General features: G+C 43.8%; 12 protein-coding genes. All 12 read right to left on the reverse strand.

All coding sequences use genetic code 11. From position 1 onward, the window contains the following. Positions 1–78: 78 nt before the first annotated feature. The 12 genes from ABDD95_RS22615 to ABDD95_RS22670 all read right to left on the reverse strand — a co-directional run bounded on the left by ABDD95_RS22615 (position 79) and on the right by ABDD95_RS22670 (position 25017). Positions 79–1452: a glycoside hydrolase family 43 protein gene (locus tag ABDD95_RS22615; RefSeq protein ID WP_345949635.1), complete on the reverse strand. Its 1374-nt coding sequence runs from the start codon at positions 1450–1452 to the stop codon at positions 79–81. Positions 1453–1465: 13 nt separating this feature from the next. Next, positions 1466–3871, reverse strand: a complete 2406-nt coding sequence (locus tag ABDD95_RS22620; RefSeq protein WP_345949636.1) for a TIM-barrel domain-containing protein — start codon at positions 3869–3871, stop codon at positions 1466–1468. Positions 3872–3919: 48 nt separating this feature from the next. Continuing rightward, positions 3920–5983 carry an NPCBM/NEW2 domain-containing protein gene (locus tag ABDD95_RS22625; RefSeq protein WP_345949637.1) on the reverse strand — a complete coding sequence of 688 codons (2064 nt, stop codon included), beginning with the start codon at positions 5981–5983 and terminating at the stop codon, positions 3920–3922. 52 nt (positions 5984–6035) lie between these two features. Continuing rightward, positions 6036–7805 carry a family 43 glycosylhydrolase gene (locus ABDD95_RS22630; protein WP_345949638.1) on the reverse strand — a complete coding sequence of 590 codons (1770 nt, stop codon included), beginning with the start codon at positions 7803–7805 and terminating at the stop codon, positions 6036–6038. Positions 7806–7909: 104 nt separating this feature from the next. Continuing rightward, positions 7910–10420 carry a xylan 1,4-beta-xylosidase gene (gene xyl3A / locus ABDD95_RS22635; protein WP_345949639.1) on the reverse strand — a complete coding sequence of 837 codons (2511 nt, stop codon included), beginning with the start codon at positions 10418–10420 and terminating at the stop codon, positions 7910–7912. 355 nt (positions 10421–10775) lie between these two features. Then, complete coding sequence (locus ABDD95_RS22640) at positions 10776–12722, reverse strand: glycoside hydrolase family 97 catalytic domain-containing protein (protein WP_345949640.1); 1947 nt, start codon at positions 12720–12722, stop codon at positions 10776–10778. Positions 12723–12985: 263 nt separating this feature from the next. After that, the gene (locus ABDD95_RS22645; RefSeq protein ID WP_345949641.1) at positions 12986–14332 is read right to left on the reverse strand and encodes a family 43 glycosylhydrolase; all 1347 of its coding nucleotides are present in this window, start codon (positions 14330–14332) and stop codon (positions 12986–12988) included. Positions 14333–14452: 120 nt separating this feature from the next. Continuing rightward, on the reverse strand, positions 14453–15388 hold the full coding sequence (locus ABDD95_RS22650) for an alpha/beta hydrolase (protein WP_345949642.1): 936 nt from the start codon (positions 15386–15388) through the stop codon (positions 14453–14455). 26 nt (positions 15389–15414) lie between these two features. Continuing rightward, entirely contained in the window at positions 15415–16260 is an 846-nt protein-coding gene (locus ABDD95_RS22655) for a sialate O-acetylesterase (protein WP_345949643.1), read from the reverse strand. A gap of 26 nt (positions 16261–16286) precedes the next feature. Beyond that, on the reverse strand, positions 16287–18293 hold the full coding sequence (locus tag ABDD95_RS22660; RefSeq protein WP_345949644.1) for an alpha/beta hydrolase-fold protein: 2007 nt from the start codon (positions 18291–18293) through the stop codon (positions 16287–16289). 606 nt (positions 18294–18899) lie between these two features. Further along, complete coding sequence (locus ABDD95_RS22665) at positions 18900–20570, reverse strand: glycoside hydrolase family 43 protein (protein WP_345949645.1); 1671 nt, start codon at positions 20568–20570, stop codon at positions 18900–18902. Between the two features lie 277 nt (positions 20571–20847). After that, the gene (locus ABDD95_RS22670) at positions 20848–25017 is read right to left on the reverse strand and encodes a two-component regulator propeller domain-containing protein (protein ID WP_345949646.1); all 4170 of its coding nucleotides are present in this window, start codon (positions 25015–25017) and stop codon (positions 20848–20850) included. Positions 25018–25420 lie beyond the last annotated feature (403 nt).

A 25420-nucleotide genomic window follows, 5' to 3' on the forward strand; every position in this document is an offset into this window, starting at 1 on the left:
TTAAAAACAAGTTGCAAGGGAGATGTGGCGTTGATAATTGATGTAAATGGAGCGCACTATTACCGGCTCTTATTGCATTTAATTAAACTTCCACCAGTTTAAATTAAACAACTGTTTGCCGCCGCCTTTAAAAACGAAATAGAGATCGTGTACACCTTTAGCAGCGGTAATTTTACAAGATTTAGTAAGCCATTTATTTGAACCGCCGTTACCCTTGATAACACATGTCCCTATTGGCTTTCCTTTAAGACTATCTAAACGGATCTCGATAGTGCCGCCGGTATAAGCAGAAGAAACGCTCGCGTTAAATGATTTTGCGCTCCTTGTAAAGTTTACACCACGAACCTGGATATAGTCGTTGCTGTCTATGCGGGTCACAAACATTCCTGCCAAGCTGTCGCGTTCTGTGCTTACACCCTTTTCCCAAGCAATGGTTTCGGCCTCGTTTCGTACAAAAGGGTTTAAAGTACCAATTTGTGCTACACCTTCCTCTTGCCACCATGGCAATTCAATAATAGTACCGTCGGGGTTATACTTCAACTCAGCCACGCAAACCGAGCGCCTCTCGTGATGCTGAGGGGTTTGCATAAAGTTTAAACGGTAATTAAAACCAAAAACGTAAGATTTGCCTTTGTACGCAATAATGCCAGGATGATTGCCCGTTGACCCCTTATCGGGCTTCATAATATAGCCCTTGAACTCCCATGGGCCGGTGGCGCTTTTACTCATAGCATAACCAATACCTTCCGGACAACAAGTAGAGGCATAGGCCATATAATAAGAGCCATTAAGCTTGTATGCCCACGGTCCTTCCTGATAATGGAAAGGGTCGGGCTGGCCAGTCCGTTTTGCAACAGAACTGTCTTTTGTAATCTCACCTGCTAAGGAAATCATATCCTGGTTAAGTTTTACATACCACAGGTTGGGGTTTCCCCAGTATAGATAAGCCTGGCCATCATCATCAATAAGAACTGTAGGATCAATACTATCAAATTTTCCCCCAATTAAAGGACCACCTATAGGGTCTTTAAAAGGACCTAAAGGGCTATTGGATACCAGCACGCCAATACCCCTTCCCTGTACCGGGCAGTACATGTAAAATTTACCGTTACGCTCAACAGTTTGCGGAGCCCAGGCACCATTATCAAACCCACCCCAACCAGTTAAAGCTTTGTCGGCCCATTTAAAATTTTTGAGAGAGGCAACTTCACCCTGGTCGGTCCAGTTAACCATATCAGCAGATGTATAGCACAACCAATTGCGCATTAAAAATTTACCCTGACCCGGAGGGGCGTCATCCTCATCATGGCTGGTATAAAGATACACAGTGTCGTGATAGACCATCGGTGCAGGATCAGCCGTATACTTAGTTTGTATAACTGGGTTTTGCGCCTTGCCTGCTAATCCTAAAATTAAAGCAGGCAGTAATAATTTAAAATGTAATACCTTCATTATTATGGCTTAGCTATAATTTTACTACCTGCGCTTTACCGCTGTAACTTACAACTCGCTCTTTGTTGGCAGAGCCATCGACCATTGCCGGCGCAACACGTATTTTGAAGCTTCGCTTATCAAGCATGTTGGTAAACGAGCCTTTCCGGTCAGCAATCAAAAGTTGATGCCTCTTATCGTCCCAATGAAACTTAATTTCTGAATACTTTCCTTCTTCATAATGGTAGTTGTCATTCTCATCCTCGTAAAGCGTAAAGTTGCCGTCGGCACCCGGGTAAATTAAAATCTCTAAATTATCCCACCTTTTTTCTTCAGCGTATTGCACTTTGGGGCCGAGTGGCAAGATACTTCCCGCCTTTACATATAAGGGCATTACATCCAGCGCTACCGGCTTACTGATACGTGTGCCGCCAACCAGTTTTTCGCCGGTCCAGAAGTCATACCAAGACACATTTGCAGGCAGATATCCCTGCTTGGCTTTAACAGTGGTAAAATCATCCTTACGCAAACTGTCCCGACCGTTTACAGCAGGTTTTACAAACATGGCTTCGGTAACCGGTGCCACCAGTAAAGATTTACCAAACATAAATTCATCATTAATATCTATGGCTTTTTTATCTGCTGCAAAATCCATCATCAGTGCCCGCATCATGCTAGACTGGTGCGAGGTTACATCCCAAGAGGCAGAATATATATAAGGCAGCAGGCGGTAGCGCAGGTTAATGTACTTTTCGATGGCATCGTATGCCTCATCTCCTTTTTTACCAAATTGATAGATTTCGCGTGGTGCATCCGCGCCGTGTGAGCGCATCATCGGGCAGAACGCTCCAAACTCGAGCCACCTCACATAAAGCTCCCGGTACTCCGGATCGTTTAGCCGTTGGCGAAAGCGTGAAAGGAAGAAGCCACCGATGTCGGAGTTCCAGTAAGGGATACCGCACAGGGAAAAGTTCAATCCGGCCGAAATTTGATTTTTTAATGCCTGCCAGGAAGCAGTAACATCGCCAGACCAGGTATTGGCGCCGTAACGTTGCTGCCCGGCAAAGGCTGAGCGTGTGAGAATAAACACTCGCTTTTTAGAGCTCTCAGCACGCTGGTGTTCAGAAACACCGCCAACAGTCATTAAGGGATAGGCATTCCGCACTTTTCTGAACGATCCTAAATAAGTTTTGCTGTCCAGGTCATGTGGTTTAAAATCCAAGTGATCCGGCTCTGTGGAGTCCATCCACCACCCATCCATACCCAGCGAAAATATCCCTTTGTTTAAATAGCTCCAGTAAACGTCACGAGCTTTTGGATTGTATGCATCATAAACCCTAACGCCCGAAGGATAATCTAGATTGGGGGGCCACTTTTCGGCACCAGACTGCGGCCAGGTCGAAAAGTTAAAAAGAGCGCCCATTTTATCCAGATCATGATAAGGCTTTGTTTGTGGACCAAAAGAGCTCCAGATAGAAATAATCATGTGTGCGTTCATGCGATGAACGTCGTTCACCATTTTTTGAGGGTTATTAAACTCAACATTTAAGAACTCCATTGCGTTCCACAAATAATTATTACCCCAATACTGCCAGTCTTGTATAATACCATCAAGGGGTACCCCTAACTGCTGGTACTTTTTAACCACGTCAACCACTTCATCCTGGCTTTTATATCGCTCCTTACTTTGCCAAAAGCCAAAAGTCCACAGCGGAAACATGGGCGCCTGACCAGTTAAATTGCGCATGCCGGCAATAACTCCATCGGCGTTGCCTCCATACATAAAATAGTAATCAATGCAATCACCAACATCAGATTTAAAAGAAGTGCTTTCAGGAGTATCCTGAAAAACGGTGGGCGAGTAATTATCCCAAAAAAGCCCATACCCTTTCAACGACTGGAAGAAGGGAATATAATCGTCTGTGTTGCCCTGTACCATATTCAGCTTCAGGTTGCGCTGTACCATTTTGCCCTGTTGCTGCTGCCCTAATCCGTAAATTGACTCATCTTTGTCTAACTGAAATGACTGAGAAACCGAGTAAGTTGATATACCGGCATCGTTGAATGTGGTAAAAGAACTTCCGGAAGGCTTTTCCTGCAGCAACACATTGCCTGCCGTTTTTGAAAAAGTTAACTGACCGGTTGCAATATCCAACGTTACATGGAGCTGTGCGCTTTTAACCGAAAGCAATTTTGCACTCTGGTTAAACTTAAGTGCTTGCTGCTGCGGGCTTTTGATTACAGATAAACTTGCTTTATTTACCTTCTCACCTTCGGGACTTTTAATGATCCTGACGATTGATGGGGTGTAAAACTGTATTTCAACCCAAGTATTGTTCACCTTTACCCGTGCGCCCAAGCGCGTTTTCTCTACCGTTTGGCCGAAACTATTGCTGAACGCCAAAACGCCTAAAAGCATCAAATAAATGTTTCTTTTCATAATTTCATTATTCCCTTCTTATGAATTATATATAGCGCTGTCAATCCTTTAAAACAGCTGGTTGAATCGGTATAAAAGCACTCCGTGAACAGGAACCTTAATTTCAAGCTGATCCTTACCGGTAACTACAGATTGAATGTTTTTTTGCCGCCACAAATCACGGACCTGTTGCCGGCCGGTAACCCCGAGCTTATCAAAGTCGTGATATTTAATATTAATCTCCTGCAAACCGAAGTTACAAAAGCCTACGGCCTTACTGCCATCCTCTAATTGTTTAACGTAAATACGCAGATCACCTATGGTTTGAACACAGGTGGCTTGCTTTCCTAATGGATCCTGATTAACGGCAATTACTTCGTCATTGGTGAGTAAGTTAAGCGTAAAGGCATCTAATTTTTCCATGTCGCAGCCAATTAAAAGCGGGGCGGCAAACAAACTCCAAAGACTAAAGTGGAGGTATTGTTCGTCGGGCCTGAGCTTACTTGGATGAGGATTGCCCCATCCTACTGTGCCGATAACCAACATGTCGGGGTCGTTCCAATTGCCTGGTTTTGCCCATGCGGCTGCCTTATCCTGAGCCAGTGCAATATTCCTGACGCTTACCCAGGTATCCGTTATATCATTGGTTGTGCGCCAAGCGGTTCCACCTACTGAATCCCCCCACTTCCAAACATCAGACATGCCGTACTGGCATAAGCTAAAGACAATGTCGCGCGGCTGTTCGCGCAAATATTTACCCATCAGATCAAAAGGCTTGATGGCTGTGGATAGATTGTTGCCGCCTTTATATGACAGCGATGATATTTTGTAAGCGTCGTTGTCTGGCATTCCGTCAATCACTCCTCCGTAGCTGCACCAGTCGTATTTCAGGTAATCAAACCCCCACCTGGCGTAACTCTGTGCATCCTGTTTTTCATAACCGTAACTGCCGGCGCATCCTCCGCAAGTCCATGGACCAGGGCTGGAGTACAGACCCACTTTTAACCCCAGCCCATGAATATGATCAGCCAGCGCTTTCATGTCACCAAACCTGGCGTTAGGCTGGATATTTCCGGCTTCATCACGCAGCTTACCACGTAACATTTGGTCTTTAGAATCACGGTGGTTCTGCCAAAAATCATCTACATTGATGTAAGTCCATCCATGATTGATCAGGCCACTGCTCACCATAGCAGCTGCTGCCCGTTTTACCTTTTCGGCCGACACCTCTCCGGCAAAGCAATTCCAGCTATTCCAACCCATAGGGGGGGTTAGTGCAACATGTTCACCGCAAACAATACGCAGCTTTTTTTCATTCTTACCCCTGCCATTACTGGCAACCAACGTAACCTGGTACGTACCGGGCCGGGAGAGGCGGCCTGTAATAATACCTGTCTTCCGATCTATCTTTAGCCCTTTGGGTAAACCACTGGCTGTAAAATACATGGGCCGGTCTCCACTGGCAGGAACCATAAACTGAAACGGGGAACCGGGACGAACACCGAAAACGCGAGCCCCGTTAATTCTTGGCGTAGCAGGAGGTGGTGGTGTTAGTATATAAGGTTCTCTTGCAACGGGGCTGATGGTTACAAAGCTGGCGCCTTCAGCACCTTCCAACCGGGCATTTACCCAGTCGGCATGATCGTAGTAATTACCATTTCCGCCATCGGTGACAACCAATTCCATCTTTTGGACGCCGGCGAGCGATACAGCGCACGACTTGGCAGTATCGCCTAAATGCATTATCCCACTAGCCCAAAGCTTTTTACCATCGCCGTATACCATAAACTCAGATGCCGGCTGTTGACCTTTAACTTCATCATCCATACCCACTTGTGCCGTAAACCTCAATGCCTTTCCGTTGAGCTGAATAAATAAGGAACTCTCTGCATGTGTGCCAAACCCGCGTTCGTAGGTCTTTCCGGCAATGGTTAGCGTTTTACCGTCAACAGTCTTGTTTTTTTTAGGTACTCCGTATCCCTGCGTAGCAGTACTTAAATCGAGTTGGTCAATCCAGATAGTTTGCGCATGTAATTGGTTCAGGCCCCCAAAATTAATGGTGATAACTAAACCCAGCGTAGCCGGCAGCTTGCAGCCGACTGTTAATTTTTTGATATATTCTGTCAGTTTCATAATGAATGATTGAGACCTACAACATTGAGCTGATATGCCGTTTTTATGAATCTTATTTTTTTGTAAACTGCCACCAATTAAAATTGAACAAGTGCCCGTCACTGCCTTTAAAAACCATAAAAACGTCATGTACACCCTTTGCCCCGCTTACACCGGTGGAAATGACACGCCAGCTCTCGCCGCTTGCACTACGTGTAACTTCACACTTACCTGCCAGAGGACCCTCAAGGCTATCCAGCCTTATTTCTATAGCTCCTCCATTTAAAGCAGCTATCCCGGCTTTAAACAATCGGGCTCCTTTTCCAAAATCTACACTTCTTACCTTAATATAATCGCCGTTATCAATATCGGTTACATATACACCCGCCTCATTCGCCAATGCTGTTTCGATGCCCTGTTCCCAGGCAATGGTTTCGGCTTCTACTCTCTGATATGGATTTAAATAACGAACGGCTTTCTCAATACCGGCAACAGAAGGCTCGATTCTAATTATAGCTCCTTTTGCATCAAACTTCAGTTCATCAACACAAACCGAACGGGTAAAGCCGCCGCCACCCGGTAAGGCCCCGTTATGATAAAACAGATAGGATTTTCCTTTAAAATCCACCAATCCGGGATGATTGGTAAACGCGCCGCCTTTGCCAATCACCGCCATAATAGTATCACGGTATGTCCACGGGCCTATAGGACTGGAACTGGTAGAATAGGCTAAGTGTTCGGGCACGCCGCCAGCCGGATACAGCAAATAGTACAAGCCATTGCGCTTGTAAAGCCACGGACCTTCTTCATAAGTGGTAATTCTTTTTTCGGTACTGTTGGCCGTAGCATGAATCTTTTCTGTAAACCAATCCCTTTTATTTGCCGGAACGGGTTGAACACCTGCAGACTGATCATATGAAATCATATCTTTATTAAGCTTAACCTGCCATAAAGCCGAATTTCCCCAGGTTAACCAAGGCTGCTTATCTGCGTCCGTTATAACCGTGGGGTTGATCTGCTCTCCTCCGGTATGTTGAGCAATCAGCGGTTTGCCAAGCACATCCCGGAATGGGCCAATAGCTTTTTCGCCTACTGCTACACCAATTACCTGCTGCTGGGTTGCTTTATCAACCGCGCTTACGTACCAATAATATTTGTTGTCAGTTGCGTTCTTAACACTGTGCGATTCCAGCCCATTTATAGATTGAGCCCAGGCAAAAGTCTTTTTTGCGTTTAAAATACGTAGTTTGAAGCCTTCATCCGTCAGCGGCACTTTAACAATGCCTACCGTCTGGTCATAAGATGTCATGTCTTTATTCAGCTTCACATAGTATAAATGTGGATTTCCCCAATATAGGTAGGCTTGTCCGTCATCATCAATAAATACAGATGGATCTATATACCCCCAACCGCCAGATACCATAGGTTTACCCAGCACATCCTTAAAAGGCCCTGTAGGGCTGTTGGAAACGGCCACCCCGATAGACATGCCACCATTTTTGGCGTTTACGGGTACATACCAATAAAACTTGCCGTTTCTGGGCACACATTGGCCGGCCCATGCATCTTTGGCCGCCCAACTGAAAGCTTTAAGAGAAAGACCAACACCTCTGTCTGTCCAGTTAACCATATCGGTGGTGGCGTATACATGCCAATCGTTCATGGTAAACCAGGTAGACTTATCTTCGTCATGCCCGGCGTACAAAAACAAGGTGTCTTTATATACCATAGGCGCCGGGTCTGCTGTGTAAATTGTTTGGATAATAGGATTTTGCGCTCTGAGAGATGAGGACAGTAAAACAGGTACAAGCAGCCCTATGGCTATGAGTATTCTTTTATACATTGCTATTTTATAGAGTTGAATTCTTTACGTATCAGGCCCGGTTAGTTGTTGATTATAATTGCCATGCTGTGTGTTGCATCGGTACAACCATGCGTAGCCAAAATTTATAATACCGATATCTCTACCTTTTTAAGGTCCTTTTTGGCAGAACTGTTGCCGTACCACAGTTCATAAACACCCGGCCTTACATCCATCTGGTAATTTGACGCATTGTAAAATTCCAAGGCTGTATAAGGCAGTTTGATCTCAACGTTTAAAGTGCTTCCCGGCGTTACTTCTACTTTTTTAAAGCCTCTTAATGTTTTTAGCGGCCCTTCGCTGTCATTAACTTTGCGGATGTAAACCTGTATGGTTTCATTGCCGCTCCTTTGCCCCTTGTTAGTTACAGGAACGGTAAGCCGAATATCCTCTCCTGGTTTAACTTGCATTTGCCCAAGCTCAGCGTTACCTATCGAAAAGCTTGTGTAACTTAACCCATAGCCAAACGGGAACAGCGGATTATCCATAAAGCGATAAGTTCTGCCCTTCATGCTGTAATTTTCGAATGCGGGAAGCTGTTGGTTGTTTTTATAGAAAGTAATCGGAAGTTTTCCCGAAGGATTGTAATCACCAAACAGTACATCGGCAATCGCCTGCCCGCCTGATTCTCCGGCATACCATGCTTGCAAAATTGCATCGCAAGTAACTGTTTCGGGCATTAAACCGATAGCCGATCCGGAGCAGTTGACGAAGATTACTTTCTTACCGGCGGCTTTTAGCGCCTTCAAGCAATCACGCTGTACCTGAGGAAGCTCAATATCGGTGCGGTCGCCACCCTTAAAACCAGGAAGATTTACCGGCATTTCTTCCCCCTCCAGCAGGGTCGATAAGCCTCCTGCAAATACAACTATATCAATACCATTAAGCTTGGTGATCAACCCGCCGAAATTAACGGGCGTTTCCCTACCAAAGTTAAATTCTAAATTAGCCTGCCAGTTATTTAACTGAGCGTAGCGAAATTCGATACGGTACGATTTTCCGGCCTCCACACGGTAAAGTATACGCCCGGGCACGGTTCTCCAATTATTGGATTTGCCCACTTTCTGACCGTTAATCAATAATTCAAATAAGCCTGTTGCACCAAACTTGAAAGCGATTTCTTCGGTGCGGCCAGCTTTAAATACAGTTTCATATTTTGCTGAAAAGCTTTCTAACCTCACGCCGGATGCAAACTCATGCTGCCCTGCGGTGGTTTGTTTAATCGGGTCGGTAATTTGTTCAGTACGAACCACCGGGCCACTGAAGTTGCGGTTGTTCCAAAAAGTTGCTTTGAAACCTTTTTTACCCTGTATGGCGCATTGGGGAATATAGCTTTCGGTTACTTTATTTTCTACCCAGTCGCAAGCCTTATCATATAATACATTATGGCTAGGGAGTGCAGACTTAATTCCATTCAATATGGTTATTGTACGCACCGGTTTACCGTTGTAATTACCCCAAAGCATCGGTTCATTATCTGCGTTTGGGCCTATTATCGCTATACGCCCGCCATTTTTGCTGAGCGGCAGCACATTGTTCCTGTTTTGCAACAAGGTCATTGATTGCCGCGCCATATCCAATGCCATTTTTCGATGATCTGCATTATTGATAACGGTTTCAGGTATTCTAGTCCAAGGCACCAAACTATCTTCGTCCATTTCTCCTAAATCAAACCGCCCTGTTAAAACCCGAAGCAAGCTTTTGTTAATATCTGCTTCATCAATTAACCCTTTAGATACCGCCTCAGGCAGCTTTTGGTAAGCATACCCTTCCCAAACACACTCTACGTCTGTTCCGGCACGTACACCTTTTGCTGCCGCATGTGCTGCGTCAGACGACACCTTATGACTTGTATAAAAATCCGTAATTGCGCCACAATCCGAAACCACAAGGTATTTGTACCCCCATTCGTTTCGCAATATGTCCTGCATCAGCCGGCTGTTTCCACAGCATGGTTCATCGTCCAGACGCTGGTAAGCACACATAACCTGCCGCACATCGGCCTGCTGAACCAACGCTTTAAAAGCGGGGAGATAAGTCTCTCTAAGATCGCGTACATTAACATCAGCCAGATTGAGCTCATGACGATTCCACTCCGGTCCTGAATGCACAGCAAAGTGTTTGGCACAGGCCAGCAACTTTTTGTAACGTAAATCAGCGCCTTGCAAGCCTCTAACTACTGATACTCCCATGCGCGAAGTGAGATAAGGATCCTCACCGTAAGTTTCCTGACCACGCCCCCAGCGGGGATCTCTGAATATGTTAACGTTAGGGGTCCATACCGACAAGCTCATAAAGCGCCGGTTCTCCTGACCTTTACGAAGGCCATCATGGTAGCGAGCACGCACTTCATCAGATACGGCATCAAATATGTTGTACAGCAAGCTATCATTAAAAGATGCCGCCATTCCGATAGGCTCCGGAAAAACGGTTACATTATCGTTACTGGCCAATCCGTGCAGCGCCTCACTCCACCAATTAAACTTTTTAATACCGAGGCGGGGTATAGCCGGAGACTGATCCTGCAACAACAGTACTTTTTCTTTTAATGTCATGCGCGATATCAGATCCTTTGCCCTGCTTTCTGAAGAAAGCACAGGATTTTTGTACGGCAAAGGTTGCGCATGAAGCCTGGCAACAAAAAAAATCGCAAGTATGAGTAGACCTTTGTTGAAATGCATTTTTAAAATTTCATGTTGTTATCACCGGAGTGTTAAGGCATACCGCCTTATAATTGGTTTTGCTGCAGGCTAAAATAGACGTATACCTGCCAATTCAATGACACTTACGTTTAAACAAATCGTAAAGAAGTTTAAACTTTAGATGATAAGGCAACGGGGCAAGCCCTACTTTGAAATTAGCACTTTTAGTTTAGCTAACAAGACCGTTTTATAATAGAAATTAAACCCCTACTTTAAATCATTCAGCGAATTATAGTGATCAAACTTATATCTAATTCGTGGTAATCACCAACCCACCGTTGGGCTGCATCTGTAGCTCAAGCTGCGCCGAGTGCTTCACATCAACTTTCTGTGACTTAACCAACCCGTTAGCACCATCCTCATACAGGCTGACCGTCTTTCCGGCTAGCATAGGGAGTTTTACCTTTAATTTCAAACCCTCCTTTGTTGCGTTAGCCCCGGCCACATACCATTGCTTGCCACTACGGCGTGCAATTACGCAGTACTTACCCGGGTAACCATCAATAAATAATGTTTCATCCCAAGTGGTTGGCACTTTTTTTAAGAAGTCAAGCTCAAAAGAAGGCACATCCGTTAAATTATTAGGAGTTAGTGCAAACATCTGCACAGGGTTTTGATAAAGAATGGCCGTGGCTAGTTGAAAAGCGTCTGTAGTTAGTCGTTTATTTCGTCCTTCATTACTTTTAACGAGATACTTATTCAGTATCACCCCTCCAAATTCCATGCTACCAACCGTGTTTCGGATAAAAGGGTGTAAAGTGGCATTATAAGCCTCGGCGGCTCTAACGCCTTCCGAAAAAACGAGCATCTCAGAAGCTAAAACGGCCTCGGCACCTACAAAGTTAGGATACATTCTTTCCCAACCCCTGGGCAAAGTAGTACCATGAAATATAATCATTAATCCATAGTCGTTTGCATCAGAGAGTATGTCTTCATAAAGCCGCATGGTTTCCTGCTTATCACCGCCAAAAAAATCAACTTTGAGCCCTTTAATGCCAATTTCCTTAAGCCAGCGCATTTCCTTTTTTCTTTCAATGGCGGTATTCATCTTGTTTCTGGGGCCTTGTGGTGCATCGTTAAACGTTCCGTTCGAGTTATACCATAAAAACACACCCACACCTTTTGATTTTGCATAAGCAACCAGTTCTTGCATACGGGTTTTACCTATGTTTTTATCCCAAAGGGCGTCAATCAGTATATATTCAAAATTCATAGATGCTGCCAAGTCGATGAACCGCACCTGGTCGGCATAATTCATGCTATTGTCCTGCCACATAATCCAGCTCCAGGTTGCGCGTCCGTACTTATAAGGCTGTGATGGCTCGTAAAGTGGCTCCACTACATCAAACGGAATTGTGGTCTCTACAATAGGTTTCAGGTTATCGCTAACTGTTATTGTTCTCCATGGTGTAACACCAGGTAAGGCAATGGCTGCACCGCTACTACCAAAACCATTGTTTTGCTTTGCATTAGGATATTCTACTGTATACACTCCATCAGCAGAGGCCTCGCTAAGGTGAGAAGCGCAGTAAAGGCTGCTTACTCCGGTTTCAGACAGCAAAACCCACCCTTTGTTGTTAATATGAAATAAACCGGGAAAGATATAGCCTTCGTTCCGACGGTTAGTTTTAACAATTGGAACGTCCGCCTGGTAAGCACTTTCGTAGCTGGGCGCTGTCCTGGCAAAACCGGTCATCGGGCTCATCATTCCGGACAAGAATGTGGTTGTAGCCAACGGGAAGTTAAAACCAGTAGCCTCAGTTTCAATTACACATGAACGGCGCTCTCCCCATTCGGGAAACTCATAACGGAAAGCGATATTATTATTACTCACCTGAAACTGGACTGCAAATTTTCGTTGCTGGGCGTTTTCAAATGTACAGGTCAGTTGGTTGGCCTGGTATTTAATTTCAGATTTTTTGATTCTGCTTTGGGTATAATCTTTTTGAACAATACCCTCCGATTTACTTACATAACGAATATCAGTGGTAAAGTCTCCTTCATTTGTCTTCAGCCCCAAAGGAGAATCTTCGAGCATAACATTTCCTTTATAGGTCACCTTAAAGGTGGGCTTGCCATTGCGTACAAGTACACTTAACTGCAATTGCTTGTCGGGACTTTGAACGGTTAGTACCTGGCCATAAACCTGGGTAAAAAAAAGAAAAGTAAGGCTTAATAAAAGGTTAAAGATTCTCATTTGGTGTTATTCAATCAATCACGATATTGCTATACATCTTCAGTTACCTAACATTGACGCAAAAACGCATAGCGTTGCGGTTTGAGAGATGAGCGTTTGAAGGCAATTATAGCCTTAACGCAGGCAGTACAAGGCCAATAATTCCTATATATCTGCAACACTTGTTCAAAGTTAATTAAATCACATCTTGTTGTCCTAGGCAAATCGGCTTCAACACATTTGATCCTTTTCAATCGACCTACTCCTAATCGAACAACCCTTTATTACTTGAAGCTGATCCAGTCAACTTCTACCGTTGAGTTTTTAGCCGCTATAACCAAATCCTGGATACCAGGCTTAATTAAACCTGTAGGAGCGGATATTTCATGCCACTGGCCCCCTTGTGGAACCGGAATACTGGCAATTACCGGACCCGAAACTGTCCCTGTTCTGATCTCTAAAACGCCTCCCAGAGCAGACCAGGCCCTAACCATGAGCTTTTTAGCCTTTAATTCCTTAAAATTAACATGCGTATACTTAACCCAGCCGTTTGGCGTAGCTGGAAGTATGCATTTCCATCCGTCGAACCGCTTGGCCGAATCTAAAAAGCTGACGCCTGCCTCGCTACCCTTATCACTAAAGCGATCTATTTGTATTTTGGTAAAAGCCTGTGTAAGGCCAACTCCCCGTAAAGTGGGAATAACCTTTTTAATTGTGCCGTTAGCGTTAAAAAACAAGCTATCAGCACGTACAGACCTGTTCTTATCAAAATTGGGAGATAAATCATTGCTGTGGTAAAACAGGTAGTGCTGTCCTTTAAATTCAATAATGGAGTGATGATTTGTCCAGCATCCGGTAGGATTTTCATCCATAATTACTCCTGTGAATTTAAATGGCCCCAAGGGACTTTTGCTGATGGCATATTCCAGCCGTTCAATCTTGTTTTCTACATGAGGATAGGTAAGATAATAGGTATTATTATGCTTATAAAGGTAAGGCCCTTCTTTTAAACCTTTACTTGGCAGGTTGGTTAAGGTTTTAACTTCTCCGTCGAGCTCGAGCATATTTGCTTTCAGTTTGGCCGCATATATGTTACCCTGAGACCAATACAGGTAGGCTTGTCCGTCATCATCAATAAACACATTAGGATCGATACCTACCACACCGGCAATGGGTTGAGCTTCTGGCCTGAACGGGCCTTCCGGCCTTTGAGCAACTGCCACACCAACAGCAAAGTGCCCTTTGCCGCCGGGTAAATCAGGCTTTGTTGTGGTTGGAAAATAAAAGTAGTATTTGCCGTTGCGAAAAATACAATCTGGCGCCCACATACTAAATGATGCCGGATCTGCCCAGGGTACCTGCGTTTGGCTAACGATCATTCCGTGGTCGGTCCAGTCAGTAAGATTAGCCGATGAAAACACGTGGTAATCTTCCATAACAAACCAGCCTTCGCGCCCGCGGCCTGGGGTTGCCTTAATATCGTGAGAAGGATAAATGTACACCCGGCCGTTGAATACCCGGGCAGATGGGTCAGCTGTAAACTGGTTAATGATTAACGGATTTTGCGCTTTAACATATCCAGCCGATAACAGAGCGGCGGCAACTATAAGCCAATATTGTATATATTTCATGCTATGAGTGTCTTTCAATAGGTGTGTCATTTTGTTAGCGTAGCATCCTTAAAGCAAGGTAGATTACTAAACAGGTGCAATTGTAGTTTGGCAGCATAACCCCCTTCTATCAAAGGCGCACTATTTTAACCATTTGCCGTTTTTCATCCATTCAAATAGCGGCGTCATCCAATCGGCCTTGGCAAATATGTAACCGTGCCCACCTTTCGGATACAAATGCATCTCGGCGGCAACATGCTGATGACGTAGCTTTTCGTAAAAAACAATACTGTTATCTACATCAACCAAGTGGTCATCGCCGGCATGCGTGAGATAAGTAGGCGGCGTATTAGCGTCAACCTGCAACTCGTTAGAATAAAGCTTAATTAAATCTGCAGGTGGTTGGCTGCCTAATAAGTTCCTTCTCGAATCTGCATGGGTAAGAGAATCCTGCATGCTGATTACCGGATACACTAGGATCAGGAAATCCGGACGCAGGCTGGTTTGGTTTCTGTTCTCAATTACCGGTTGCCTATAATGCGTTGCAAGGGTAGAAGCTAAGTGGCCACCTGCCGAAAAGCCGATAACGCCAACTTTGTGGCTATCCAGCTGCCACTTAGCAGCATTCTCACGAATAAGTTTTATAGCGCGCTGGGCATCCTGCAAAGGCCCTGTTGTTTTGTTCACCATCAAAGAATCATCTGGCAGCCTGTACTTCAGTACAAAAGCTGTTACTCCTTTTTGCGCAAAAGCTTTTGCAATAGCCACACCTTCACCGGCATAAGTTAGTACCTTATAACTGCCACCAGGGCAAATAAGTATACCGGTACCATTGGCCATCCCTTTTTCGGGTAGATAAATTTCAAGCGACGGTGTTGTAACCCGGTAAATTAAACCTGGAGATAATTTACCAGGCAGCGGCGCTAATTGCCCATGCCTATAATTTGGAACAGCTCCATCGTACAGACTCAAAGTATCCTGGGCACTGGATTGGGTAAATTGAAGGCAAAGCCCTGCAAACAAGCTAAATAACTTCAACTTTTGATTTTGCAAACCTACAATCAATTTATTACGCATATGATAAATTTGATAATCCACACCTTTTACTCGGGCTCGTCCACTTTGTGACCCAGTATAGCCAGCATTTTAACACCATATCTTTTGCCGAGTTTGCGGCAGCCTTCAGCCGTAAAATGGAGCCTGTCCTTCCCGCTGGCACATCCGGCTGAAGAGATGACATAGGCATTAGCAATTACTTCGGGTAGTTTGGCAATGATTTTGTTCATGGAGGCGCAAACGCCTCCATGATCAGCATTTACCACTTCGCCGGCTAAAAGCGGTACAGATTTGGCCTTTAGCTTTAGGTCATTCAGTAAATTGGTGTATACTCCTTTTACTTTTTGGGTCCACAAGGTATCATTCGTGTTTGACTCCCCCTGATGCAAAAGTATGCCTTTAATTACCCCTGCTTTTTGCGCAAGCTTCGCCAGCTCTACCAATCGTGCGTACGGATTACCATTGTATTCAGCTGCCATTTTTTTCATCCATTCGGGCGCTGTATCCAGGTAAATTTGATGATGGTCTTTGTCGAATATTTCGATTTTAGAACCGGCAACAGAAACGTTAATGATACCGATCTTTACTTTAGCCGGCAGGCGAGCCAACATTGTTTTGCCAAAATAATCGGCTGGCGACAAACCTGTATTGCAGCGGCACAACGGTGGAACGGCATTATACCATGTATTCTTAACTCTTTGGCGCTCCGGACAATCAACGGCTTGCAAAACTTTGAATCGTTCATCAGCAATAGTATCCTGCTGTTCGAATCTTGGATTTCCTTCCATATTAGATTGACCAAAGCATAAGAAGATGTAGAAATTTTTATCCTGAGAATAACCGGAATAGTTAAGCAGTACCAGAGATAGTAACAGAAAGAGTTTAATTTTCATAGAAGTCCGGACAAGTTGAATCTTTATCAATCTTTAAATATTAAGGAAGCGAACTGGCGAAGCGAACGGCGCCAGGTTTGCCACTCATGTGAAGTACCGGGCGATTCATAATAAGTGTGCCGGATACCGGCTTTTTCCAGTGCTTCATGAAAGCCTTTAACTCCTGTATACATACGTTCTGGCTCTGTGGTACCAATACTGATATACAGCACTTTGAGCTGTTTGTTAAATTTTCCGGCGTCAGACCATACGCCATCGTACATCTTGGTGATATCTGTATTTGGCTGAATGAAGCTAGCTCCGCTGAAACCACCTACAAAGGCAAATTGATCTAAATGGGTCATGGTGGTTTGGAAAGTTTGGAAACCGCCCATGGATAAGCCAGCCATAGCGCGATGATTGCGATCAGGCAAAGTACGGAAGGTACGATCTATCATAGGTATGATTTCTTTTACCAATACTTCAGGAAAAATATTTCCGGACATGCCAACGGTCTTGCCTGCACCTTTTGCTGCATCTGTAGCATAGCCTCTGTCCATCACCACAATCATCGGGTTAGCCTTTTTTTCTGCAATTAGGTTATCAAGTATAAAACTCATCTTACCCTGCGTTGACCAGCCCGTTTCATCCTCACCCGATCCATGTTGCAGATAAAGTACCGGGTATTTTTTAGCAAGTTCATTATAACCGGCAGGCGTATAAACATAGGCTCGCCTCCAGGTTTGAGTTAGGTCTGAATAATAGTTTACCAGGCGCACCTGCCCGTGAGGTACATTTTTCACCTCGTAAAAACCACCGTCCGGATCAGGAATATCAATCCCGCTGGCCATTCTCCCCATACCATAAAAAGTTTGACTGGATGGGTCGGCAACCGGTACGCCATCAATTAGCAAGGAGTAATAATGAAAACCCAGTGGAATTGGATCGGTGGTAAGTGTCCAAAAGCCTCCGGTGTCCTTTTGCATAGGAAACTTTTTAGTTAAATCAATCTGCACATCTTTGGCTAGCGGCGCTTTTACCCGGAACATCACCCTGTTATCAGGTAAAATTTGCGGGTAATTAACACCTGGAATATTGGTAGATGCAGGCACTCCTGAGTGCACGGCACTATACAACGGAAAACTGGCAACGTTAACGGGCTTAAAAATAAGTTGTGAAAACATATACAACCCGTTTTTCCATACCTTAAAATCATGTACACCAGGTTCGATATAATAAATATGGGGTACATTTTTAGCTACCAGGTAATCATGAGTCCGTTTGCTGATGGAGATCAGATTATCACTTGCACCGCATGATATCCAAAGGAGGCGCAATTGCTTGTTGGTTAATTGGGCGTCAGGAACCAATTCTTCGGGCTTTTTTGTGTTAGGAGCAGCTGAAAAAGCGCCAACCCAGGCAAACTTGTTCAGGTTACCCAAACCAAAGTTGAGGGATTGGCCGCCACCCATAGATAAGCCGGCTATTGCCCGGTATTCCCGATCTTTCAATACCGGAAAGTGGCTTTCAACATAGGGAATTAAATCGTTTATCAGGTCTTTTTCAAAAGTGGCAAAAGCGGCCACTTTATCAGGTGCCATAATGTTGCCCACCGGCCGGTCGTCTTTCATAGCCCTGCCATTGGGTAATACAACAAGCATAGGCGCTATTTTTCCTGCTGCATACAGGTTATCCAAAATATCCTGAGGTTTACCACCTCTCAGCCATTCCTTTTCATCACCACCAATGCCATGAAGTAAATACAATACCGGATATTTTTTCCCCTTTGTATAGCCCGGCGGCGTATAAATTAAAGCCCTCCGATTGGTGCCAACTGTTGCTGATGTATAAGTAATGGTGTCTATTTTGCCGTGAGAAATACCAGGCTGGGCAACATCAAAGCCTTCCGTAGCTTGTTGAACGCGGCTCTGCGCATAACTGATTGATGCCGGTATTAGTAATGCAGCTAAGAACAACAGCGTCGCTGTTCGCACTGAAAAAACCTTTGCCAAGCGCATTACAGGAGCGTTATACATTAAGTTGTTTTTCATCATCTCAATCATTCTTTATGTTTTATTATAGCTTTAAAGTGCCGATCCATCACCCAGGTTGCCTATTAGGTTATATACCACAAGGTTACCTGTTATTTGAAATCTCCAGGTTTTTCATGCTTTCACAAAAGATAGTGCCGGTTAAATGGCAGTTATTACATTGAAGCGCTGCAAAGTCAACAGTATCTTGTTCGGTTTAAAAATTGGTTTATGATTTTAAAGATCAGTTTCAGCGGCTAATTATCACCCCAAATGTTTGGTCGGGTTTATAAGTTTATAGATTGCGTCTGCGACTAAGTGCCAAAGATATAGCCAGCTAAAAAATGTCGATAATAATTATAGTCATAATCATTACACATATGTTCAAGATCGGCGCAGTGTGCCGCAAACACACCTTGCTCAACATCTATAATATTTTAACATATGAACGATACAAATATGTTATCGTGACATTGAACAAGCCCTCAGATCGTGATTTTTACGGCTCGGAGTTTCTCTTCTAATACTCCACTCCAAACCCAGCTTGGGTTTTATAATTTGGTTTAAGGACAGCGCGAGGCTGTCCTTTGTTATTAAATCAGGTTAAACATGCATTGCAAGCAACAACGCTTACTTTTGATAAACCTTATCCGCTCCTACATAATCAAATGATTTGAACTGTGCTGTATTTGAAGAAGTATTACCCGACGACGTAGCATACATAGCAAACACACTACCAACAAAACCGCCAGCCACCTGGGTACTTAAATGTTTTCCATCTACATTCTTTTTAAGCACTAGCCAGGCTCCTTTTACCGGGGCATACTCAAAGCTGTAATTTGCACCATCTGCATTAATCCTAAACGCAATATCATGCTTCCCATCAGGCAAACGTGCCTCAGACAGTAGTTCCATCACCTTGTCATTATTTGTTCCTTTAAATAACTGCACAACCGGGCGCCGGGCACTATCGGCAGATTTGCATATCAAATAAAAATGACTTTCATCCTGAAAAGCCACCAGCCCGGCTTTTTCAGCGGGTTGCCCTGCTACAAAGTTGAGGCTTGTGCTAACTGTGCAGGTCATATGCTGCTGGCGCTTGGCTATAAATGCAGGATTGCCTTTCTCCATACATGTTTCAGGCTTTAGTTTGATGGTTAAGCCTTTTGCCGAACTTGTTTTATACCAGGTTGAATCGTGGGTGCGTAAAAACAAGAATGATTTATCCAGCCCTTTTTCAAACCGTGTGGAATAAGCGAAATTGCCGCTTTGGGGTTGGTTGCCAGCCTGTTTAATCTCTGGGATATTTACCTTATACTGATACTGTATCTCTTTAAAATTGGGATTAATTACAGGCCATTCATTTTGCCATTTAACCGGTGCAATAAATGTCTCTCTACCGGTATTGTAATAGTTGCCCTCATACGGTCTAACAGCTAAAAACACTGCGTAGGTTTTTCCATCAGGTCCCTCAACAAATTCGGCATGGCCAGTTGAGGTAATTGGATTTTTCCGATCTTCCGGCAATCCCCTTTGTGTGAGAATGGGATTTTTTTCATAAGGAACATAGGGGCCCAGAGGTGCCTTACTACGAAAAACAACTTCTGAATGGTTAACTGATGTGCCACCTTCAGCCGCATATAGATAGTACCACGTTTTAGCTTTCATAATGTGCGGTCCCTCAATCCACACCGGTTTTTTTGAGATGTCGACTCCCCCGTTAATCAAAATATGATTTTCACCTGTAACCTTGTTTGCTATCGGATCAAATTCGTATGCCCGTATGGTACGGTGCCCTGAATACATTGGCTTATTATCAGGCGCGTCACCATTATAAACGATGTAGGCTTTGTCTTGATCGAAGAATAAGGAAGGATCAATTCCCTGTACTTGCGGCAACCAAACCGGGTCGCTCCAGGGCCCCGCCGGATTGCTGGCAGTGATAACAAAATTGCCGCGGTGATCAATTTGGGTGCACGTGATGTAAAAGCGGCCCTTATAATGATTGATGGCCGGAGCAAACAAGCCACGGGTTACCCGGTCGCCCATAAAGTTCATTTGCGTTGGCCTTTCAATGGCATTGCCTATTTGTTTCCAGTTTTTCAAGTCCTTGCTGTGAAATACCGGGATGCCGGGAAAATAAGCAAACGTGGAGTTAACTAAATAATAATCCTGGCCTACTTTAGTGATACTTGGGTCGGGGTAAAATCCGGCCAATATAGGGTTAACCAACGTTGTTTGTGCCTTAACCTGCACGCTGCAAATAAATCCAAGTAAAACCGACAAGAGAATTTTATACATAGTTTTTAAACGTTAACAAAAATTATCATTAGTGAACTTTATGTTAGTCGGACAAGACTTTCTAACTCAAGCCGGTAAATTTATGGGGCAAGCGCTTGCCGGTATCGCTGGTATGTCAAAATACTAAAGACTTTTGTTTATGACGATCCGTAAATAAGTAATGCTAACAAGCACAGCAAAGGGCAAAGGCTTGTTTAGTAAACCTCTGTGTTATTTAATCATTTGTTTTACAAAGCAGTTGTTGTTAACCACACATGCGTGCACATCACAGCTTTCTTTAGGAAGGATGTTCAGTAAGGTGATTCACAGCTTTTCGTTTTTGGCTTAAATATTCTGACGGCAACATCTGGTATTTTGATTTGAACGACTTGGCAAAATAATTAGGTGTTGCAAAACCGGCAGCATAGGCAATCTGTGCTATGTTCATATCGCTGCTTTCTAAAAGTATAGCTGCTTTTTCGAGTTTAATTGAACGGATAAACTCCACCGGGGAAAGGCCTGTAACTTCTAAAAGCTTATTATAGAGCGAGCCCCTGCTCATGCCCATGTGCCGACTGAGATCTTCTACCGAGAGCTGTGCATTATGAAGGTTCTCTTCTACATAAGCAACAACCATCTTCAAAAATTTCTCTTTTACCGACTCCACCTGAATTTGCGCAGGCTCTACCTTCAGCTGTTTAGTATACGTGCTTTTAAGCGTTCTATTGAACGCCAGCAAATTATTTATTTTGATAACCAGTATTTCGAAGCTGAACGGCTTAGTGAGGTAATCATTAGCACCAGAAGACAAGCCATTAATCTGTTCTTCCTCCCGGCTGGATGCCGTTAGCAGGATAATTGGAATATGGCTGGTACGTTTATCAGCTTTTAATTTAAGGCTGAGTTGTATCCCGTCCATCTGCGGCATCATAATATCGCTTACAATTAATTCGGGGTGAGTGGCTAAAGCTTTTTGCCATCCCTCTTTGCCATCTACAGCCTCTATCACTTTATAATGCGTACTTAAATTATCACGCAAATAAAACCTAAATTCCTCGTTATCTTCTACAATAAGTACTATGGGCCGAGTAGCTGCTGGTTTGCCAACAACTTCTTTAACCGTTTGAGCCATCACTCCTGCCTCAGGCTCGTTAACCAATTCATCTCCTATATTATTCCCGGGGTTGTCCAGCGCCTTAGGTTGAGTAGCATCTGCATCTACCGGCAGATGCACACAAAACGAACTTCCATTACCTGGTTCACTGGTTAACTCAATTGTACCACCATGTAATTCAACAAATTCTTTAACAATAGACAAACCGATACCACTGCCCTGATTAAATACATTTTCAGATATCCGGTTTTGATAGAAACGATTAAATATATGCTGTTGCTGCTCTTTATCAATCCCAATACCCGTATCCGTAACCTCTATTACTAACTGAAGGCTTTCGGGGTTGGCCTGAGCATGCTTGAGGTAAGTGATCAGCATCACCTTGCCGCCTTCTAAAGTAAATTTAAAAGCGTTCAAAAGCAGATTAAACAACACCCGTTCGAGCTTATCGGGATCAAAGCTTGTAAATAATGAATTGAGAGATGATTTGAATACAAATGCAATGCGCTTTTTCTCCGACAGATCACGGAATGACTCGCTGACTTCTTTTTGAAATGCAATGATATCGGCTTTGACCAGGTTAATTTTTGTCTCTCCTTCTTCTATCTTCCGGAGATCGAACAACTGATTAACCATGTTCAATAACCGCCTGGCGTTTCTCTTAATAACCAAAAGTTGGGTATAGGCACTATCTTCCATACCTTGCGCCATCAGTTTATCAACCGGGGCCATAATTAATGCGATAGGGGTACGAAAATCATGACTCAAGTTGGTCAGAAACTTGATTTTCAAACGATCTAAGTCATGCAAACGTTCCGCTTCGCGTCTGGCCTCTTCTTGCTTGAAAGTTCGTTTAAGTTTCTGAATACCACGATAACGTAAGTAGAGCAACAAGGCGCCTATCGCAGCAATGTAAAGAAAGTATGCATAAACTGTCATCCAAAACGGCGGTGGTATAGAGATGGTAACAGCACTGATGTTCTTGTCCGGAACGCCATCATTATTAATAGCTCTAACCTCAAAAGTATATTCCCCAGGGCTGAGATTGGTGTAATAGGCCGTTGTTTTAGTACCTGCATTAATCCAATCTTTATCGAAGCCCTTAAGGCGATATAAGTAATGATTCTGCTTGGTGCCGGTAAAGTTCAGGCCTACAAAGCTAATAGAGAAATTTTGTTTATAATTCAGACGTACGTTCTTTGCAATCGTTATATCCGTACTTAATATATCTGAGTCGGCACTTGTTATCTCCTTGGCACCAATTTTTAAGCTGGTGAAAACAACCGGGGTAGGATTTTTATTTACCCGGATGCCGCCTTGAGGCTGGAGGTAGTTAAAGCCGTCAGTACCCCCGAAATAAATTGTACCATCGGTATCTGAAAAACCCGATCCCTGCTCAAATGAGCCGCCCTGCAGGCCGTTAAATGCGCTGTAGTTAATTACAATTTTACGATTTGGATCGAGCCAACTCAGTCCTCTGTTCGTACTGAACCAAATTCTTCCGGCCCGGTCTTCTAAAATTTTATGAATAATACCATCAGCAAGTCCCTGCTCTTCTCCAAAGGTTTCTACATGCTTAGTGAGTACGTCTATTTTGAGCAATCCATCGCCTGTACCTGCCCACATGTTGCCTTTCCGATCCCGGAACAGCGTTTGTATTAAATCGCTTGGCAAATTTCCGGCTAACCGGCTTAACACCGAAAATTGCTGGCTTTTTGGATCATAAATTGCAATGCCTGTTCCGTGTGAGGCAATCCACATCCTGCCATACTGATCCTCCTCAAAATCCCTAATATAGCCATTTAGTGGAATACTGAATTCGTTACTTGCACTCGGTATAGTAACATAAAACTTAAACGTTTGGCTTTTAGGATCGTAAACATTAACTCCCCCTCCGTTTGTGCCTACCCACAATTGGCCATTCCTATCCTGTTTTAAACAAAATATTTCATTGTGGTTAATGGTAGCATTGCCGGAGCCCTTTATAAATTGTTGAATTGCTCCGTTTGAAGGATTTATTTTGAACAGACCGTCTTGATAAGTTCCTATCCATAAATTTCCATCACTGGTACGGTTAAGTGCTAAGATGGTGAGGGCCGACGCGTTTTTTTTAATCTTTGAAGTAATTGAGTAACGCTTGAACAAACCATTTTGAGGATTAAAAGATGACAACCCTCCCCCGTCGGTTCCTATAAATATGTGACCGCCATCACCACGCGAAAAAGATGTGACGAAGCGGGCACTGAGGCCAAAAGCGTCATATGGGTTGCTTTTTATGAGACTGAATAACGTTAAGTTACTATCATATTTATTTACCCCGGCCATGTATAGCCCCAACCAATTTATACCCTGGTTATCAATCAATATGCTACGAACCGATTTTCCGGTCAAGCTGTAAATGTTACGGCCGTCAGGCAGGTAATGTTCTATCGAACCCGTTTGAAGGTTAAGAACATTAAGACCTTCCTCTGTGCCAATCCAAAGTGAATTACGGCCTGCCGGCGCCAGTGCATACACCGTATTGCTGGACAATCTTCCGGGCGATGAACTCGTATCTTTAATATTAAAAAAATGCTTACCGTCTGTCAAAAGCCTGCTAATGCCTCCATCTGTACCCAGCCAAAGATTGCCTTTTTGGTCTTCTGTAATAGCCTTTACCGTACCACCGGCTAGGCTTTGCGGGTCTTTGTTATTTGGCAAAAAGGGGATAAAACGGCCAGTCCGCCGGTCATACTGATACAGACCATTTTTGGCCCCGATCCACATCCGCCTGCGGCTGTCTTCATAAACTTTTAATACGGGCTGGTGACCAATTTCATAAGGAGCACCGCGAATTTCCCGAAACTTGGTTACCTGGCCTGTAGCGGGATCTAACCTGTCAAGTCCGCCAAGCGTTGCTACCCAAATCTTCCCTTCAAAATCACTGCAAATACTTTTAATAATAGCACTTGTAAATCCGTCTGGCTCGCTATTCGATTTAAAATGATGAAAGGAGTTACGTTTGCGATCGAACAAATGTAAAGAACCACTTGTACCTACCCATAATTGTCCAGCCCTGTCTTCGTGAATGCTGGTAATCTCGCTTGAGCGTAAACTTGTTGTGTCTTTCGGGTTATGCCGGTATACTGTATAATTTATACCATCGAACCGGGTTAAGCCATCCTCTGTACCAAACCATATAAATCCGTACCTGTCTTTTAAAATGACGGTAACGGTGTTAGAAGAAAGGCCCTCTTTAGAGCTGATTGCTGTAAAATTATATTTAGGCGTTTGCGTAAAGCCAGCAGTGGCTATACCAGTAAACAGACTAAAAATTACAGCCAGTAATTTAAATTTATAAAAATCTAAATGCATAATTAGGTTATTACTATCCTCCTGCATTCAGGTAGATTATTGCTTGCGGCTTTGTTGATACAGGAAGAATAAGTATCAAGAAGTTTAACGGCAAATCTGCAATGCAGGACGTCTTCTCTTAATTGGTTGAACAAATATACCTTGAATGCAACATTTGAAATGCAACATTTGTACAATTATGCCGTGCAGAAGTTCAATCACAACACAATTAGCACTTTAGTTTTAATAAAGGTATAACTGGCAACACCATTATGCTGGCTGCATTTACACTCCATAAAATACAAGTACAATGACCAGATAGCTTTTATTTACCAATGCTGTAGATGATCTAAACTGCAAATCTGATGTTAAATGGTTTGTTATCATGTTGGGTTTGGCGTAAGTCGATACAGGCTTAATTGCC

The sequence above is a fragment of the Mucilaginibacter sp. PAMB04274 genome (genome assembly GCF_039634385.2).
GTDB lineage: Bacteria > Bacteroidota > Bacteroidia > Sphingobacteriales > Sphingobacteriaceae > Mucilaginibacter.

What these genes read in the sequence shown, in the direction of transcription:
- ABDD95_RS22615 (WP_345949635.1), bottom strand. Translation starts at nt 1,452, where the DNA reads ATGAAGGTATTACATTTTAAATTATTACTGCCTGCTTTAATTTTAGGA.
- ABDD95_RS22620 (WP_345949636.1), bottom strand. Translation starts at nt 3,871, where the DNA reads ATGAAAAGAAACATTTATTTGATGCTTTTAGGCGTTTTGGCGTTCAGC.
- ABDD95_RS22625 (WP_345949637.1), bottom strand. Translation starts at nt 5,983, where the DNA reads ATGAAACTGACAGAATATATCAAAAAATTAACAGTCGGCTGCAAGCTG.
- ABDD95_RS22630 (WP_345949638.1), bottom strand. Translation starts at nt 7,805, where the DNA reads ATGTATAAAAGAATACTCATAGCCATAGGGCTGCTTGTACCTGTTTTA.
- ABDD95_RS22640 (WP_345949640.1), bottom strand. Translation starts at nt 12,722, where the DNA reads ATGAGAATCTTTAACCTTTTATTAAGCCTTACTTTTCTTTTTTTTACC.
- ABDD95_RS22645 (WP_345949641.1), bottom strand. Translation starts at nt 14,332, where the DNA reads ATGAAATATATACAATATTGGCTTATAGTTGCCGCCGCTCTGTTATCG.
- ABDD95_RS22650 (WP_345949642.1), bottom strand. Translation starts at nt 15,388, where the DNA reads ATGCGTAATAAATTGATTGTAGGTTTGCAAAATCAAAAGTTGAAGTTA.
- ABDD95_RS22655 (WP_345949643.1), bottom strand. Translation starts at nt 16,260, where the DNA reads ATGAAAATTAAACTCTTTCTGTTACTATCTCTGGTACTGCTTAACTAT.
- ABDD95_RS22660 (WP_345949644.1), bottom strand. Translation starts at nt 18,293, where the DNA reads ATGATGAAAAACAACTTAATGTATAACGCTCCTGTAATGCGCTTGGCA.
- ABDD95_RS22665 (WP_345949645.1), bottom strand. Translation starts at nt 20,570, where the DNA reads ATGTATAAAATTCTCTTGTCGGTTTTACTTGGATTTATTTGCAGCGTG.
- ABDD95_RS22670 (WP_345949646.1), bottom strand. Translation starts at nt 25,017, where the DNA reads ATGCATTTAGATTTTTATAAATTTAAATTACTGGCTGTAATTTTTAGT.